The sequence below is a fragment of the Streptomyces sp. NBC_00846 genome, from assembly GCF_045207325.1.
In the GTDB taxonomy this organism is placed as follows: Bacteria; Actinomycetota; Actinomycetes; order Streptomycetales; family Streptomycetaceae; genus Streptomyces.
In genome coordinates this window covers 2,434,685-2,450,710 of sequence record NZ_CP108846.1, presented here as the reverse complement: position 1 = coordinate 2,450,710, position 16,026 = coordinate 2,434,685, and the positions used below count along the sequence as shown (strand labels likewise).

At 70.5% G+C, this 16,026-nt stretch carries 13 protein-coding genes; 6 read left to right on the top strand and 7 right to left on the bottom strand.

Going from position 1 to position 16,026, the window contains the following annotated elements:
• Positions 1-87 precede the first annotated feature (87 nt).
• Together OG936_RS11285 and OG936_RS11280 are read left to right on the top strand one after the other, a co-directional pair.
• On the top strand, positions 88-1,098 hold the full coding sequence (locus tag OG936_RS11285; RefSeq protein ID WP_406494314.1) for a 1-aminocyclopropane-1-carboxylate deaminase: 1,011 nt from the start codon (positions 88-90) through the stop codon (positions 1,096-1,098).
• Between the two features lie 172 nt (positions 1,099-1,270).
• Positions 1,271-1,822, top strand: a complete 552-nt coding sequence (locus OG936_RS11280; protein ID WP_383756611.1) for a GNAT family N-acetyltransferase — start codon at positions 1,271-1,273, stop codon at positions 1,820-1,822.
• Between the two features lie 28 nt (positions 1,823-1,850).
• Here the strand turns inward: OG936_RS11280 and OG936_RS11275 are convergent, their stop codons facing one another.
• From OG936_RS11275 to OG936_RS11260, 4 genes are read right to left on the bottom strand one after another with little or no spacing between them, the layout of a single operon-like run.
• A complete protein-coding gene (locus OG936_RS11275) occupies positions 1,851-3,017 on the bottom strand; it encodes an acyl-CoA dehydrogenase family protein (protein ID WP_383756608.1) in 1,167 nt (388 codons plus the stop codon).
• A gap of 29 nt (positions 3,018-3,046) precedes the next feature.
• Positions 3,047-3,988, bottom strand: coding sequence for a hydroxymethylglutaryl-CoA lyase (locus OG936_RS11270; RefSeq protein ID WP_266746319.1), 942 nt, complete (start codon positions 3,986-3,988; stop codon positions 3,047-3,049).
• Entirely contained in the window at positions 3,985-6,072 is a 2,088-nt protein-coding gene (locus OG936_RS11265; RefSeq protein WP_406500398.1) for an acetyl-CoA carboxylase biotin carboxylase subunit, read from the bottom strand. Before OG936_RS11265 ends, OG936_RS11270 begins: the two co-directional genes overlap by 4 nt.
• 13 nt (positions 6,073-6,085) lie before the next feature.
• Positions 6,086-7,708 carry a carboxyl transferase domain-containing protein gene (locus OG936_RS11260; RefSeq protein WP_406494312.1) on the bottom strand — a complete coding sequence of 541 codons (1,623 nt, stop codon included), beginning with the start codon at positions 7,706-7,708 and terminating at the stop codon, positions 6,086-6,088.
• Between the two features lie 97 nt (positions 7,709-7,805).
• Here OG936_RS11260 and OG936_RS11255 point away from each other — a divergent pair, with 97 nt between their 5' ends.
• The 4 genes from OG936_RS11255 to OG936_RS11240 all read left to right on the top strand — a co-directional run bounded on the left by OG936_RS11255 (position 7,806) and on the right by OG936_RS11240 (position 12,586).
• Positions 7,806-8,414, top strand: a complete 609-nt coding sequence (locus OG936_RS11255; protein WP_406494310.1) for a TetR/AcrR family transcriptional regulator — start codon at positions 7,806-7,808, stop codon at positions 8,412-8,414.
• A 193-nt stretch (positions 8,415-8,607) separates the two neighbouring features.
• Positions 8,608-10,077: a glycosyltransferase gene (locus tag OG936_RS11250; RefSeq protein ID WP_406494308.1), complete on the top strand. Its 1,470-nt coding sequence runs from the start codon at positions 8,608-8,610 to the stop codon at positions 10,075-10,077.
• A gap of 77 nt (positions 10,078-10,154) precedes the next feature.
• Positions 10,155-11,714 carry a DUF6056 family protein gene (locus tag OG936_RS11245; RefSeq protein ID WP_406494307.1) on the top strand — a complete coding sequence of 520 codons (1,560 nt, stop codon included), beginning with the start codon at positions 10,155-10,157 and terminating at the stop codon, positions 11,712-11,714.
• A gap of 92 nt (positions 11,715-11,806) precedes the next feature.
• Positions 11,807-12,586, top strand: coding sequence for a phosphatase (locus OG936_RS11240; RefSeq protein ID WP_383756586.1), 780 nt, complete (start codon positions 11,807-11,809; stop codon positions 12,584-12,586).
• Positions 12,587-12,632: 46 nt separating this feature from the next.
• Here the strand turns inward: OG936_RS11240 and OG936_RS11235 are convergent, their stop codons facing one another.
• From OG936_RS11235 to OG936_RS11225, 3 genes are all read right to left on the bottom strand, one after another.
• Positions 12,633-13,547 (bottom strand): acyl-CoA thioesterase, encoded by a 915-nt coding sequence (locus OG936_RS11235; protein WP_406494305.1) that lies wholly within the window; start codon positions 13,545-13,547, stop codon positions 12,633-12,635.
• A gap of 19 nt (positions 13,548-13,566) precedes the next feature.
• Positions 13,567-14,724: an acyl-CoA dehydrogenase family protein gene (locus OG936_RS11230; RefSeq protein WP_383756581.1), complete on the bottom strand. Its 1,158-nt coding sequence runs from the start codon at positions 14,722-14,724 to the stop codon at positions 13,567-13,569.
• 296 nt (positions 14,725-15,020) lie between these two features.
• Positions 15,021-15,857 carry an alpha/beta fold hydrolase gene (locus OG936_RS11225; RefSeq protein ID WP_406494303.1) on the bottom strand — a complete coding sequence of 279 codons (837 nt, stop codon included), beginning with the start codon at positions 15,855-15,857 and terminating at the stop codon, positions 15,021-15,023.
• Positions 15,858-16,026: the final 169 nt, after the last annotated feature.

Genomic DNA, 16,026 nt, shown 5'->3' with positions numbered 1-16,026 from the left:
AGGCCGGCTGACCGACCAGGCCGGCTGGACCGGCCCGGCCGGCTTGTCCGCCCTCTCCCACCCCTTTCAAGCCCGAGGAGAACAGTCATGTCAGTGCAGGACTTCCCCCGCTACCCGCTGCTGTTCGGCCCCAGCCCGGTACACCCGCTGGAGCGGCTGAGCGAGCACCTGGGCGGCGCCAAGCTCTGGGCCAAGCGCGAAGACTGCAACAGCGGTCTCGCGTTCGGCGGTAACAAGACCCGCAAGCTGGAGTACATCGTTCCCGACATCCTGGCCGAGGGTGCCGACACACTCGTCTCGATCGGTGGCTACCAGTCCAACCACACCCGTCAGGTGGCCGCGCTCGCGGCCAGGCTCGGGCTGAAGGCCCTGCTGGTGCAGGAGCGCTGGGTGGACTGGCCGGACACCGTCAACGACCGGGTCGGGAACATCCTGTTGTCCCGGCTGATGGGAGCGGAGGTCCGCCTGGACCCGGCCGACTTCGGCATCGGCTTCAAGGACAGCTGGAATCAGGCGTTGGAGGACGTACGCAGCCGCGGTGGACGTCCCTACGGGATCCCCGCGGGGGCCTCGGACCACAGGCTGGGCGGACTGGGCTTCGCCAACTGGGCGTATGAGGTGCAGCAGCAGGAGGAGGAGCTGGGCGTCTTCTTCGACACCATCGTGGTCTGTTCGGTCACCGGTTCGACCCACGCCGGCATGATCGCGGGCTTCGCCGGGCAGGACCGTCCGCGCCGGGTCATCGGCATCGACGCCTCGGCCAAGATCGACGAGACCCGCGACCAGGTCGAGCGCATCGCCCGCAGCACCGCCGAACTGATCGGCCTCGGCCGGGACCTGAAGGAAGACGAGATCACCGTCCTCGCCGGATGGGCCGGTGACCTGTACGGCATCCCGGTGCAGTCCACCCTCGACGCGATGAGGCTCACCGCCCGGCTGGAGGGCGTCATCCTCGACCCGGTCTACGAGGGCAAGTCCATGGCCGGCCTGATCGATCTGGTCCGGGGCGGCGACATTCCCAAGGACTCCAACGTGCTCTACGCCCACCTCGGCGGCCAGCCCGCGCTGAACGCGTACAGCGCACTGTTCACCGGCTGATCCGGCTGATCCGGCTGAACCGGATATCCCGCGATACCGGCCCGTGTTCGCCGGTCGGCAGGCACCGGTCGGTTCGGCGGGGCGGGTGACCGGACCGCGGAAGGGTTCGGGCTTCCGGAACCGTTGTTCACCCCCCGTGAACCGGCCCGGCGGGGCGGCATACGATCTCCGGATGATCAAAGGCGAGTTGGTAAGGCTCCGCGCACTGCGTGCGGAGGACGCGGAGCATCACCTCCGGTGGCGCAACGACCCGGAAGTGGTGCACTGGGCCGCCGGTGGCGACCCGTGCTTCGGGCCGGTCACGGCGGAGGCGCTCGGGCTCGGCTTCGAGACGATGCTGCGGCTGAACCCGAGGGAGTCGGCCGTCTTCACGGTCGAGGACCTGACCGACGGCACGGTGATCGGCATGGCGGACTACCGGGACCTGGACCCGTTCGCCGGGCTGGTCACCGTCGGCATCACGATCGGCGAGCGGGACCGTTGGAGCCGCGGCCACGGCTCCGATGCGCTGCGCCTGCTGGTGGGACACCTGTTCGGGGCCTTCGGGCTGCACCGGATCGAGCTCGACACCTGGAGCGGCAACGAGCGGGCCGTCCGCGCCTTCACCAAGGCGGGCTTCCGCGAGGAGGGCCGACGCCGGGGCACCGTGCCGGTGGCGGGCAAGCGGTACGACACCGTGCTGTTCGGGATGCTGCGCGAGGAGTGGCCGGGCGCGACGAACTGATCGCCCGCCCGGCCACGTCCGGTGACCGTCAGGCCGGCAGGCCCAGCTCCCTCGCGATCAGCATCCGCTGCACCTCGCTGGTGCCCTCGCCGATCTCCAGGATCTTGGAGTCGCGCCACATCCTGGCCACCGGGTATTCGTTCATGAAGCCGTAGCCGCCGTGGATCTGCGTCGCCTCGCGGGCGTTGTCGACCGCGACCGTCGACGAGTACAGCTTCGCGATCGCCGCCTCCTTCTTGAAGGGTTCACCTGCGACCAGGCGCGACGCCGCGTCGCGCCAGCCGAGGCGGGCCATGTGGGCGCGCGTCTCCATGTCCGCGATCTTGAACTGGATCGCCTGGTTGACGCCGATGGGCTTGCCGAAGGCGTGGCGCTCCTTGGCGTACTTCACCGACTCGTCGACGCAGCCCTGCGCCAGGCCGGTGGACAGGGCGGCGATGGCGATGCGGCCCTCGTCCAGGATGCGCAGGAACTGGGCGTAGCCGCGGCCCTCCTCGCCCAGCAGGTTCGTCAGCGGGACGCGGACGTCGGAGAAGGACAGCTCGCGGGTGTCCGAGGCGTTCCAGCCGACCTTGGAGTACGGGGCGGCGACCGTGAAGCCAGGGGTGCCGGACGGCACGATGATGCAGGAGATGAGCGGGGCGCCGTTCGCCTTGTGGCCGGTCACCGCCGTGACCGTGACCAGTTCGGTGATGTCCGTACCGGAGTTGGTGATGAAGCACTTCGAGCCGTTGATCACCCACTCGCCCGCCGCCTCGTCGCGCACCGCCGTCGTGCGGGTGCCGCCCGCGTCCGAACCGGCGTCCGGCTCGGTCAGGCCGAACGCGCCGAGCGCCTCGCCCGAGCAGAGCTTCGGCAGCCACTGCCGCTTCTGCTCCTCCGTACCGAAGCGGAAGACCGGCATCGCGCCGAGCGAGACCCCGGCCTCCAGGGTGATCGCCACGGAGGAGTCGACCCGGGCCAGCTCCTCCAGGGCGATCCCGAGGGCGAGGTAGTCGCCGCCCATGCCGCCGTACTCCTCGGGGAACGGCAGCCCGAACAGGCCCATCCGTCCCATCTCCCGCACGATCTCGTACGGGAACTCATGGCGCTCGTAGAAGTCGCCGATCTTCGGGGCGATCACATCGTGCGCGAACTCCTCGACGGTGCGACGCAGTTCCTCGTGCTCGGCGGTCAGCCGGTGGTCCAGGGGCATGGCAGGTGTCACTCCTTGTGGGACGGTGGTTATCGCACCGAGAGCGCGCGGACGGTACGGGACGGGCTGGGTCGGCCCAGCTGTTCGGCGAGCCACACGCTGGTGGCGGTGAGCGCGTCGAGGTCGACCCCGGTTTCGATGCCGAGGCCCTGGAGCATCCACACGAGGTCTTCGGTGGCGAGGTTTCCGGTCGCGCTCTTCGCGTACGGGCAGCCGCCGAGTCCGCCCGCGGAGGCGTCCACGGTGGTCACACCGTGCTGGAGCGCGGCGAGGGTGTTGGACAGGGCCTGTCCGTACGTGTCGTGGAAGTGCACGCCGATGGCGTCGGTGCGCACGCCTTCCTCGTTCAGTTCGGAGAGCAGGTCCTGCACATGGCCGGGCGTGGCGACGCCGATGGTGTCGCCGAGGGAGAGCTCGTCGCAGCCGAGGTCCATCAGCGCCTTGGCCACGCGGACGACCTGATGGACGGGGACGGGTCCCTCCCACGGATCGCCGAAGCACATCGACAGATAGCCGCGCACGTGCACCTTGTCGGCCTTGGCGCGGGCCACGACCGGCTCGAACATGGCGAGGGACTCGTCGACGGTGCGGTTGAGATTGCGGGCGGCGAACGTCTCGGTCGCCGAGCCGAACACCGCGATTCGCCGGGCGCCGAGCGCCAGGGCCCGGTCCAGGCCGCGTTCGTTCGGTACGAGCACGGGCAGATCGACGCCCGCGATGTCGGCGAGACGGGGGAACAGGTCCTCGGCATCGGCCAGTTGGGGTACCCACTTCGGGTGCACGAAGCTGGTCGCCTCGATGGTGGTCAGGCCCGACGCGGCGAGGCGGTGGATGAACTCCGCCTTCACCGCGGTCGGTACGACGGCCTTCTCGTTCTGCAGCCCGTCGCGGGCGCCGACCTCGTGGATGCGCACCCGTGGGGGCAGATCCTGGGCGGGCACGGTCATGGGCAGGGCGCGGGGTGTCGTCATGCCTGCTCCCCGGGGGCCTCGGCGGGGGTCACCACGGCCAGGATCTGGTCCATGGCGACCGTGGTGCCGGCGGTGACGTCCAGCTCGGTCACGGTTCCGGCGTGCGGGGCGGAGATGACGTGTTCCATCTTCATCGCCTCGACGACGAGCAGGCTCTGACCGGCCGCGACCTCGTCCCCGACCGCCACCTTCACGACGGTGACGGTGCCGGGCATGGGTGCGGCGAGCGTGTCCGCCCCGGAGCGCGCGGCGCCGGCCAGGGACGCCTCCACGGGGTCGTGGTCCTGGACGTGCCAGGTGTCGCCGTCACGGCCCAGCCAGGTCCCGTCCGGGGATGCGGCGTGGGTGAACGTGTGGGTGACACCGGCGAGTTCGATGACGATGCGGTGCGCGGACAGCTCGACCGTGTTCGCCGTCTCCTTGCCGCCGGGCAGCGGGGCCAGTGGGCCGCAGGGGCCCGTCGCGGGCTCCGGGGGCTGTGCCCCCTCCCCGACATGGCCGAGCGTCAGCTCGGTGCCCGCCGGGCAGGAGCGCAGCGAGACCTGCACCGGATCATGGCCGGGCAGCCGGAAGTGGCGCACCGTACGGGCGGGGGTGCCGCCCAGCCGCCAGCCGCTCGCCACCGAGAACGGGTCCACCCAGCCGGCGGCGTCGGCGGGGGAGGCGGCCGGTGGGGCGGACTGCCGCAGCAGCGCCGCGGCCGCGTACACCTCCTCCGGCACTCCCTCCGGCACCAGTGCGGCCACGTCGCGCTCCACCAGGCCGGTGTCCAGATCGCCCGCCACCACCCCGGGGTGGGCGAGCAGCCGCCGCAGGAAGCCGGCGTTCGTCGGGACGCCGAGGATCACCGTGTCCGCGAGGGCCGCGCGCAGCCCGCGCAGGGCGGCGGCGCGGTCGGGGCCGTACGCGATGACCTTCGACAGCATCGGGTCGTACAGGCTGCCGACCTCGCCGCCCGCGGCGAGCCCGGAGTCCGTCCGTACGCCGTTGCCCCGCGGCTCGTGCAGTGCGAGGACCGTGCCGCCGGACGGCAGGAAGCCGCGGGACGGGTCCTCGGCGCAGATCCGGGCCTCGATCGCATGGCCGGTGAACCGGATGTCCTGCTGCTGGTAGGGGAGTTGCTCGCCCGCCGCGATCCTCAGCTGCCACTCCACCAGGTCCAGGCCGGTGATCAGCTCGGTGACCGGGTGCTCGACCTGGAGGCGGGTGTTCATCTCCATGAAGTAGTACGAGGCGGGGTCGTTGCCCGGGACGATGAACTCCACCGTGCCCGCGCCGACATATCCGCAGGAGCGGGCCGCCTGGACGGCCGCCTCGCCCATCGCCGCCCGGGTCTCCTCGTCGAGCAGGACGGACGGCGCCTCCTCGATGATCTTCTGGTGGCGGCGCTGGAGCGAGCATTCGCGCTCACCGAGATGGACCACGTTGCCGTGGGTGTCCGCCAGGACCTGGATCTCGATGTGCCGGGGCCGGTCGATCCACCGCTCCACCAGCAGCGTGTCGTCGCCGAACGAGGCCCGCGCCTCGCGCCGGGCGGCGGCGATCTCGTCCGCGAGCAGTGTCTCGTCGCGCACCAGCCGCATGCCCTTGCCACCGCCGCCCGCCGAGGGTTTCAGCAGCACCGGCGTGCCGATCTCGCGGGCTGCGTCGCCCAGTTGGGTATCGGTGAGCCCGCTCCCCGAGGAGCCGGGCACCACCGGGACCCCGGCCTTTGCGACCGTCTCCTTGGCCCGGATCTTGTCGCCCATCAGGGAGATGGCGTCGGCGGGCGGGCCGATGAAGGTCAGCCCCGCCTCCGCGCACGCCCGCGCGAAGCCCGCGTTCTCGGCGAGGAACCCGTACCCCGGGTGGACGGCCTGCGCGCCGGTGCGACGGGCCGCGTCCAGCAGCGCGGGCACGCTCAGATAGCTCATGGCGGCGGGCGCGGGCCCGATCCGTACCGCCGTGTCGGCCTCCCGTACGTGCCGGGCGTTCGCGTCCGCGTCGCTGAACACGGCGACCGAGCGGACGCCGAGCTCGCGCAGCGTTCGGATGACACGTACCGCGATCTCGCCTCGGTTGGCGACGAGAACGGTGTCGAACATCGTCATCTGTTCCTCACATCCGGAAGACGCCGAAGCCGGGCGCTGCGTGGTCCTTTTGGGGCAGCGGGGCGTTGGCACACGCGGTCAGGGCGAGCCCCAGCACCTGCCGGGTCTCCAGCGGGTCGATCACGCCGTCGTCCCAGAGCCGGGCCGTGGCGTAGTAGGCGTTGCCCTGGGTCTCGTACTGCTCGCGGATCGGGGCCTTGAACGCCTCCTCGTCCGCCGCGCTCCAGTCGTCGCCCAGCTGGTCGCGCTTGACCGTCGAGAGGACGGACGCGGCCTGCTCGCCGCCCATGACGGAGATCTTCGCGTTGGGCCACATCCACAGGAAGCGGGGGGAGTAGGCGCGGCCGCACATCGAGTAGTTGCCCGCGCCGTACGAACCGCCGACGACCACCGTCAGCTTCGGCACGCGGGTGCAGGCGACCGCCGTCACCATCTTGGCGCCGTGCTTGGCGATGCCACCGGCCTCGTAGTCCCGCCCCACCATGAAACCCGAGATGTTCTGCAGGAAGACCAGCGGGATGCCGCGCTGGTCGCACAGCTCGATGAAGTGGGCGCCCTTCTGGGCGGACTCGGAGAACAGGATGCCGTTGTTGGCGACGATCCCGACCGGGTGGCCGTGGATCCGGGCGAAGCCGGTGATCAGCGTCGTACCGTACTCCGCCTTGAACTCGGCGAACCGTGAGCCGTCCACCACCCGGGCGATCACCTCCCGGACGTCGTACGGCGTGCGGGAATCGACCGGGACGGCCCCGTACAGCCCGGCGGGGTCGACCTTCGGCTCCTCGGCCGGCCGCACCGACCACGGGAGCGCCGCGCGGTCCGGCAGCGTGGCGACGATGTTCCGCACGATCCGCAGCGCGTGCGCGTCGTCCTCGGCGAGATGGTCGGTGACCCCCGACGTACGGGAGTGCACCTCGCCGCCGCCGAGCTCCTCGGCCGTCACGACCTCGCCGGTCGCGGCCTTCACCAGCGGCGGACCGCCCAGGAAGATCGTGCCCTGGTTCCGTACGATCACGGCCTCGTCGCTCATCGCGGGGACGTACGCCCCACCCGCCGTGCACGACCCCAGCACGGCCGCGATCTGCGGGATGCCGGCCCCCGACATCCGGGCCTGGTTGTAGAAGATCCGCCCGAAGTGCTCCCGGTCCGGGAAGACCTCGTCCTGCATCGGCAGGAACGCGCCGCCCGAGTCGACGAGATACAGGCAGGGGAGCCGGTTCTCCAGCGCCACCTCCTGGGCGCGCAGGTGCTTCTTCACGGTCATCGGGTAGTACGTGCCGCCCTTGACGGTCGCGTCATTGGCGACGATCACGCACTCCCGGCCGCTGACCCGGCCGATCCCGGCGATCACCCCGGCCGCCGGGGCGGCGCCCCCGTACAGCCCCTCGGCCGCCAGCGGGGCCAGCTCCAGGAACGGGGAGCCCGGATCGAGCAGGGTGTCCACCCGGTCCCGGGGCAGCAGTTTGCCGCGCGCCACATGCCGGGCCCGCGCCTTCTCACCCCCGCCGAGCCTGGCCGTGGCGAGCCGCGTGCGCAGCTCGTCGGCGAGCGCGTGATGCGCCGCCTCGTTGGCCTGCCAGGCCTCGGAGGCGGGATCGGCCGCGCTCGCCAGAACCGGTGCCTGCTGCATCCTGTCGAGCCCCCTTGCCCGTACCGCAGTAGTTAGTGAGCGTTAACGTATACCTTCAGGTTAACGACCGCTAACCCGACTGTCTAGAATCGAATCCATGACCATCAGGACGGACGCCCCCACCCGCCGCGAGCAGATTCTCAAGGAGGCCGCCCGCCTCTTCGCCGAGCGCGGCTTCCATGGCGTCGGCGTCGACGAGATAGGTGCCGCGGTCGGCATCAGCGGCCCCGGTCTCTACCGGCACTTCCCCGGCAAGGACGCGATGCTCGCCGAGCTGCTCGTCGGCATCAGTGAGCGGCTGCTGGCGGGCGGGCGGCTGCGGGTGTCGGAGGACGCCGCCTGTGGCGACGGCTCGCCGCAGGCCCTGCTCGACGCGCTCATCGAGGGCCACATCGACTTCGCCCTCGACGACCGCCCCCTGATCACCCTCCATGACCGTGAGCTGGACCGCCTCCGGGACGCCGACCGCAAGCGGGTCCGTCAGCTCCAGCGGCAGTACGTCGAGGTGTGGGTGGAGGTCGTCCGCGAGGCGTATCCGGACCTGCTCGAACACGAGGCCCGCGCCGCCGTCCACGCCGTCTTCGGGCTGCTGAACTCGACCCCGCACCTGGGCCGCCCCGGCGCGCAGCCCGACCGCGCAGGCACGGCGGCACTGCTGCACCGGCTGGCGCGCGGGGCGTTCGAGGCGGCGGCGGTCCGCCCGTAAGGCCTGCGGGCCGGTGCCCGGCGGAGGGTACCCGATTCAACGCGGCCTTGAATATATGAATTAATGAGAGAGGGTCCAGGGAGTTCCTCGGATTCTCTTTCTTTTTCCCCGACTAGCTCCGTCGGTCGGGGTTTCGCGGCACCCCCAGGCATATGGTTTGAGCTGGCTCACCCACGCCTGATGGGGGATTTAAATGAAAACATGTCAGGTTTCGATCGTTGTCCCGTGTTTCAATGAGGACGAGGTCATCGAGGCATTTCACCGTGCGCTGATCTCCGCCCTCGAACCCACTCGGCGGACCTTCGAGATCTGTTATGTCGACGACGGCAGCAGTGACCGGACCAGGCTCCGGATCGGTTCACTCGCCACCGCGGACCGGCGGGTCCGCTACACCTCCTTCAGCCGCAATTTCGGCAAGGAGGCCGCCATGCTCGCGGGGCTGCGCATGTCCCGCGGCGACGCCGTCGTCCTCATGGACGCAGACCTCCAGCACCCGCCCGAACTGGTGCCCCGCATGCTGGAGCTGCGGCAGCGCGGCTACGACCAGGTCGTCGCGCGGCGCGACCGCGACGGCGAGGGCACCCTGCGCACCTTTCTCAGCGCCGCCTGCTACCGGGCCATGGGCCGGTGCATGGACGTCGAGGTAGTCGACGGGGAGGGCGACTTCAGGCTGCTGTCGCGCACCGCCGTGGACGCCGTGCTCGCGCTGCCCGAGAGCAACCGGTTCTCCAAGGGGATCTTCTCCTGGATCGGTTTCGAAACCGTCAGCTTCACGTACAGCAACATCCAGCGCGCGGCGGGACGTTCGAAGTGGGGCGGCAGACGCCTGTTCAACTACGGGATCGACGGGCTGATCTCCTTCAACAGCCGCCCGCTGCGCCTGGCCATCCACGGCGGCCTCGCGCTCGCGCTGGCGGCACTGGGATACGCCCTGTGGACCATCGCCGGCGTCGTGCTCCACGGCGTCGCCGTACCCGGCTACACCACCCTGCTGACCGCCATCGTGGCGCTCGGCGGAATCCAGCTCGCCACGCTCGGCGTCATCGGTGAATACGTGGGACGCATCTACAGCGAGGTGAAACGCCGCCCGCACTACGTGGTGCGCGAAACGAATGAATCTCCGCAGGTTCTCCCGTTCGATATTCCGGCAGAGGTGCGTCCGCGACCGTCCGCGCCCGGGGACAGGAGAGCGCCGGCGGGGCGTACCGGATCGACCGCGCTCGGGGCGTCCCGGTTCCGGACCCTGCGCCAGTTCGTCGATTTCGGGCTGATCGGAGTAATCAATACGGTGGTATATCTGGCCGTGTACGCCACGCTGAATACCTGGATTCCCTATCTGGCCGCGCACGTCATCGGATACACGGTCAGCATCGTGGGATCCTTCCTGCTCAACTCGTACATCACCTGCCGTACGAAGCCGACCTGGCAGGCCTTCGTCCGGTATCCCCTGTCGAGCGTCGTCAATCTCGTACTCACGGGCGTTCTGCTCTACCTCGGCGTGAGCAGGCTGGGCATGGACAAGAACATCGCCGCCGTGGCCGCGGGAATCCTCGCCACCCCCTTCTCGTTCCTCCTTGCCCGATGGGCCATCGATTCCGGCACCGACCTGGCCCGGCAGAGCGCCGGTCCGGCCGAGAGCCGTGCCGGACACACCGCACCGTGAAACCACACCGCGAACCCCACCGCCCGAACCCCTCGGCGGGCAGGACGCGAGCACCGTACGAAGGACGCCCAGTGCACATGCCCGCTGACACGTCGAAATCCGCATCCGCCGATACGCCGAATACCGCCGATACGCCGGAGGCCGCCGGCGCACAGGCGCAGAGCGCGGACTCCCACCCGCCGCAAGCGCGCCCGGCCCCCGCGCGGCGGTGGGCGACGATCGGGACGACGGCCCTCACCCTGCTGCCGCTCGCCCTGCTCGGCGCGGCCTTCTGGATCGGCCGCCTGGTCCGTCCGGGCGGGGACGACTGGTGCTTCCTCCCGGTCGTACGGGACGAGGGGGCTTCCGGGATGATCGCGAAGTTCTTCCTCCACGACAACGGTCGCGTCGCCAACGCGCTGCTCGTCATCGCGTACGGGGCCTTCGGCGTCGCGGGCCATCAGTGGTTCGCCCTGGTCAGCGGGGTGCTCATGCTGGGCATCCTCTGGGCGCTCATCGCCTCCGTGCTCAAGAGAGCCGGGCTGACCGCGCCGCGCGGGCTCGCGCTGCTGGTGGGCGCGATGACGGCGGTGATCTTCCTTCTCGCGACGTCCAACCCGTACAAGGCGTTCTACTGGCCCGCCAACTCCGTCTCGCACACCGTCTCACCGGTACTGGCCTGCGCCGCCCTGATCCCCCTGCTGCGCGCACGGACCGGGCGGGGACGCGCCCTCGCGCTGGGCGTCGCGTACCTGGCCGGGATCTTCATCGGCACCCTGTCGGAGGAGACGTCGGTCGTCGCGTTCACGCTGCTCGCCGCCGTCCTGCTGATCAGTCGCTGGGCCCTTCCCGGCCCCGGCCGCACCCACACCCGTATCTGGTGCGTCGTCGCCTTCGCCGGAGTCGCGGTCGGGACGGCCATCCTGTACCTGTCGCCCGGCGCACGCACCCGGCGCGAACGGTTCGGCGCCGACGGCGCTTCCATGTTCGGGCCGGAGGCACTGGCCACGGCGCTGCGGGCGTTCGCGCACATCCTCGGGACGATCTTCACGACCTGGCAATACGTGGGAGCGATCGCCGTCGGCGTACTGCTGGGCCTGCTCGTGCGCGGCGGCGGGCCGCAGGGAAAGAACGCGCCGGAGGGGTCCCTGCGCCGCAGGCCCTTCCTTCCGGTCGCCGTCGGATTCCTCGCCTTCCTGGTCTCCGGCTACCTCTGCATCGTCGTCGCCCACCCCGCCTTCGGGGCGAGCGTGACCAGCGCGTCGCGCATCTGGGGCGACTTCCTCCTGCTGTACGTGCTGCTCCTGGTCGGCGTCGGCGCCCTGCTGGGACGCACACTGCGCACCGTCCGGTGGGGAATCCCCACGGCGACGGCGGTGGTCGCCGGAGCCGTCTGCGCCGGGGTCTGCGCCGGCCTTGCCGTCCCGCTGCTCCAGCTGGAGCGGAAGATGGACGTGCGCGCCCAGAACTGGGACCGGCAGGACCGGTGGCTGAGGGAACAGGCGGCCCGCGGCGCCCAGGTGCTTCCGTACACACCGGTGTCGGTCAGCAACATGGTGGAGCCGTTCGGTGACCACGGCAAGAGGCTGTGGCCGGGTCAGTGCGTCGCCACGTACTACCACCTCAAGAAGATCACCCACTCGACCAGGCTTCCCTGACCGGACGGACCGTCCGGACGGACGGCGCGTCCGGACGGTCCGTCGTACAAGACACCCGGCACACTGCGCACACCTGACGGCACAATGGGTTCATGCCGATACCCAGCCGTGCCGCCCTCGTCGAACACCTCGTCCGTACGCGCATCGCCGGAGACGTCGCCACCCCCCGCGACAACAACCTCTCCCACTACCGCAAGCTCGCCAACGGCGACCGCCACTTCTGGCTGGGTCTGGAGCTCGGGGACCGGTGGCGCGACGAGCAGGACGTGCTGGCCGTGATGGCCGAGCGGTGCGGGGTCAGCGACGACCCGGAACACCGGTTCGGGCAGGACACCATCGACCCGGAGCTGACGGTCGACGCCCTGGAGCGGATGGCGGCGCGGCTGCGCAAGGCGGCGGCGGGCGCGCAGCGCGTGCTGTTCGCGACCGGGCACCCGGGCGGGCTCCTCGACGTGCACCGGCAGACCGCGCAGGCGCTGCGGGCCGCCGGGTGCGAGATCGTACGGATCCCCTCGGGGCTGGTGGCCGACGAGGGCATGGTGTTCCAGTTCGCGGACGTCGCGGTGCAGGAACGCGGCGCGACCCTCTGGCACACGCACTCGCCCGCCCCGATGGCCGCGATCCTGGACGGTCTGGAGCGGGAGAGCCGGCCGTTGCCGGACCTGGTGGTCGCCGACCACGGATGGGCCGGGTGCGCGGCGCAGCGCGGGCTGGACGCGGTGGGGTACGCGGACTGCAACGACCCGGCGCTGTTCCTCGGCGAGGCGGAGGGGACGCTCCAGGTGGCCGTACCGCTGGACGACCACGTGCTGGACCCGCGGTTCTACGACCCGCTGACGGACTATCTGCTGGACGCGGCGGGGCTGATCTGACGCCGACGGGGGCGGGGGTGCCGGTCCGCTCGAAAGGGGCTACGGGTCAGTCCCGGGGAACGCGGACCACGCCCTCCTGGATCACGGTGATCGCCAGCCGCCCGTCCTGCGTGTATATCCGGGCCTGGCCGAGCCCCCGTCCGCCGGACGCGGACGGCGACTCCTGGTCGTACAGCAGCCATTCGTCGGCCCGGAACGGCCGGTGGAACCACATCGCGTGGTCCAGGCTCGCCCCGACCACGTCGCCGACCGTCCAGCCGCCGCGCCCGTGGGCGAGGAGCACCGAGTCGAGCAGTGTCATGTCGGAGACGTACGTTGCCATGCAGACGTGCAGCAGCGGGTCGTCCGCGAGCTTGCCGTTGGTGCGGAACCACACCTGGGAGCGGGGCTCGCGCGGCTCGCCGACCGTGCCGAAGGGCGGCGCGTCGACGTACCGCAGGTCGACCGCGGCCCGTGCCTCGATCATCCGGTCCACGATGCCCGGGTCGCTGAAGCGGTCCGCGTACCGGGGCAGCATCTGCGCGGCGGTGGGCAGCGTCTCGGGGTCCGGGGCGGGGGGCATGGCCGCCTGGTGCTCCAGCCCCTCCTCGTGCGTCTGGAAGGACGCCGAGAGGTGGAAGATCGGCTGGCCGTGCTGGACGGCGACGACCCGGCGGGTGGTGAAGGAGCGGCCGTCGCGGATGCGGTCGACGCGGTAGACGATCGGCGCGCCCGGGTCGCCCATCCGCAGGAAGTAGGAGTGCAGCGAGTGGGCGGAGGGTGTCTCCCCTGCTCGAGCGGAGCCGAGAGCCCGGGGAAGGCCGGTGGGGACGGTACGGCCCGCGGCGACCAGGGCCTGGGCGGCGACCTGGCCGCCGAAGACGCGGGGCACGATCGCCGAACGGCTCGTACCCCGGAAGATGTCCTGCTCGATCTGCTCCAGGTCGAGCAGATCGAGCAGGGAATCAAGTGCTGCGCTCATAGGGAGAACGTAGCCGCTCTCACAGCCCCATGGACTTGGCGATGATCGACTTCATGACCTCGCTCGTGCCGCCGTAGATGCGGTTGACCCGGTTGTCCGCGTACAGGCGGGCGATCGGGTATTCGTTCATGTAGCCGTAGCCACCGTGCAGTTGGAGGCAGCGGTCGATGACGCGGTGCGCCACCTCGGTGCAGAAGAGCTTCGCGGAGGCGGCCTCGGCGGCGGTCAGCTCACCGGCGTCGTGGGCCTCGATGGCGCGGTCGCAGACGGCCTCGGCGGCATCCACCTCGGCCTGGCAGGCGGCCAGTTCGAACTTGGTGTTCTGGAACGACGCGACGGTCTTGCCGAAGACGGTGCGGTCCTGCACGTAGTTCTGGGCGAACCGGACGGCGGCCTTGGCCTGGGCGTACGCGCCGACGGCGATGCCGAGGCGCTCCTGCGGCAGGTTCTGGCCGAGGTAGGAGAAGCCCTTGTTCTCCTCGCCGAGGAGGTCCTCGACCGGCACCTTGACGTCGACGAACGCCAGCTCGGCGGTGTCGGAGGTGCGCAGCCCCAGCTTGTCGAGCTTGCGGCCGACCGAGTAGCCCTCGGCCTTGGTGTCGACGACGAGGAGGGAGATGCCGTGCCGCCGGTCGTCCGCCTTGGGCGCGTCCGTGCGGGCGCAGACGATGACCCGGTCGGCGTGGACGCCGCCGGTGATGAACGTCTTGGCGCCGTTGAGGATGTAGTGCGTGCCGTCCTCGGAGAGCTTGGCGGTGGTCTTCATGCCGGCCAGGTCGGAACCGGTGCCCGGCTCGGTCATGGCGATGGCGTACATCGTTTTGCCGCTGACGAAGTCCGGCAGCCAGCGCTTCTTCTGCTCCTCGGTGGCGTACGCCTTGATGTACGGCAGGCAGAGCAGGACGTGCACGCCGGAGCCGCCGAAGTTGACGGCCGCGCGGGCGCACTCCTCGGAGATGATCGCCTCGAACTTGAACGACTCGACTCCGGCGCCGCCGAACTCCTCCGGCACCTCGATGCCGAATATGCCCAGCTCGGCGAGCTTGTAGTAGAAGTCGCGGGGCACCTGGCCGGCCGCGAACCACTCGTCGTAGACGGGGGCGACCTCGGCCTCGATGAAGGCGCGGATGGTCTCCCGGAACGCCTCGTGGTCCTCGTTGAATACCGTACGGCGCACGGAGGTGCCTCCTTGGTCAGCTTCGATCGGCTTCGGGCGGGCATCGCGCGAGCTTCGGCCACGCTGGCTAAGCGCTTGCTCAGCTCTGGTCAAAAGTTACCCGGCGGTCACCGGCGCTGTCCAGGGTGATGCTCAGCACGCCCGCGTGTCCGGCTGGGCCGGATACGCGCAAGAGCCCTTCCCGGCCGCCGGCCGGGAAGGGCTCATCAGGCTTTCTGCTGGGGTTCCTTGATCCTTTTCCACCCCCGGCCCGGGCGTCTTCGGTGGACGCGGTGGCGGCCGACGCAGGCCGGGTGTCAGCCGGCCGCCGTGGCGGCTCGGAGGACGAGGTCGGTGACCGCTTCGGGGTGGGAGATCATCGCCACGTGGGACGAGTCGATCTCCACCGTGTGCGAACCCGCGCGCTTCGCCTCGAAGCGTTCCTGGTCGGGGTTGACGGTCTTGTCCTGCTTCGCGACGAGGAACCACGAGGGGATGTGCTTCCAGGCGGCCACCTTGGCCTTCTCCGAGAACGCGGTCGTCGCCACGGGCCGTTGGGTCGCTGCCAGGACTCTCGCGGTGCTCTCCGGCAGGTCGGCGGCGAAGACCCGATGGAGCCTGTCGGGCTTGAGGTACAGGTCGGTCCCGACGGCCCCGCCGCCGGCTCGGTAGGGAACGGACCTTGTGGCGGTGCCGATTTCGCTGGGGAACCTGGCGCCCAGGGACATTCCGCTCTCGCCCACGTCGGGCATCAGCGCCGAGACGTACACCAGCGACTTCACCCGGGGGTTGCCCGCGGCGGCCGAGCTGATCACGGCGCCGCCGTACGAATGCCCCGCCAGCACGATCGGCCCCTTGATGCTGTCCAGGACGGAAGCGATGTAGGTGGAGTCGTTGTACAGCCCGCGCAGCGGGTTGGCGGGGGCGATGACGGTGTAGCCGCGGTGTTCGAGGCGTTCGACGACCCCGTTCCAGCTGGAGGCGTCCGCGAACGCCCCGTGCACCAGCACGATGGTGGGTTTGGCCGGGGTCCTGCCGCTGCCCGTGACGGCAGGGGCCGCCACGGCCGTGCACATGACCATGGCGCACCCGGCTGCCATGGCATGCTCGCGGCGTATTCGCCGCCGTGAGCCGGTGCCCTGAAGTGCTGCCATGTCGTCCTCGCCTTCCATGGGATCTGTCGCACCGAGTGTTCACGCATCCGCACCGGCAGGCGCGGCCACGCACTCCGACCGGGTACAGAAATGGGTCAGGGGAGTGAACGCGGGAGCCAACGGGTGTGCAGAACCCGCGGCGTGTGAGCTGTGTGCATTCCGATGACCG